The sequence below is a fragment of the Streptomyces sp. NPDC127092 genome (assembly GCF_042722475.1).
Taxonomy (GTDB): domain Bacteria; phylum Actinomycetota; class Actinomycetes; order Streptomycetales; family Streptomycetaceae; genus Streptomyces.
On sequence record NZ_JBHXFE010000311.1, the window covers coordinates 629 to 1,221 of the forward strand.

At 74.7% G+C, this 593-nt stretch carries 1 protein-coding gene; it reads left to right on the forward strand.

Features of this window, described 5'->3' with window-relative positions:
* On the forward strand, positions 1–428 hold a 428-nt coding region (locus ACFWJO_RS39985), incomplete at its 5' end, for an ACP S-malonyltransferase (RefSeq protein ID WP_386873240.1).
* Positions 429–593 lie beyond the last annotated feature (165 nt).

Here is a 593-nt window from a genome sequence, read left to right on the forward strand (position 1 = left end):
CCGCGGAGGCCCTCGGCGCGCTCGCCGAGTCCGCCCCCGCCCGCGCCCGCGTGATCCCGCTCAAGGTGGCCGGCGCGTTCCACACGGAGCACATGCGCCCCGCCGTGGACGACCTCGCGACCCACGTCGCCGGCCTCTCCCCCTCGGACCCGCGCCTGCCCCTGCTGTCCAACCGGGACGGCGAGACCGTCGAGTCCGGCACGGACGTGCTCGCCCGGATCGTGGACCAGGTCACCCGCCCGGTCCGCTGGGACCTGTGCATGGCGACCATGGCCGCGCGGCAGGTCACGGGGGTCCTGGAGCTGCTGCCCGGTGGCACACTGACCGGACTGGCCAAGCGCGGCCTCAAGGGCACAGCGCAGCTCGCCGTGAAGACCCCCGAGGACCTGGACGCCGCGCGGGCGTTCCTGGCCGAGCACTCGGCCTGAACCCCGCGCACCGCCCGGCAGAGAGAGGCACCATGACCGTCACCCTGAAGCAGCACGAGCGCCCCGCGGCCAGCCGCATCGTGGCCGTGGGCGCCTACCGCCCGGCGAACCTGGTCCCGAACGAGGACCTCATCGGCCCCATCGACTCGTCGGACGAGTGGATCC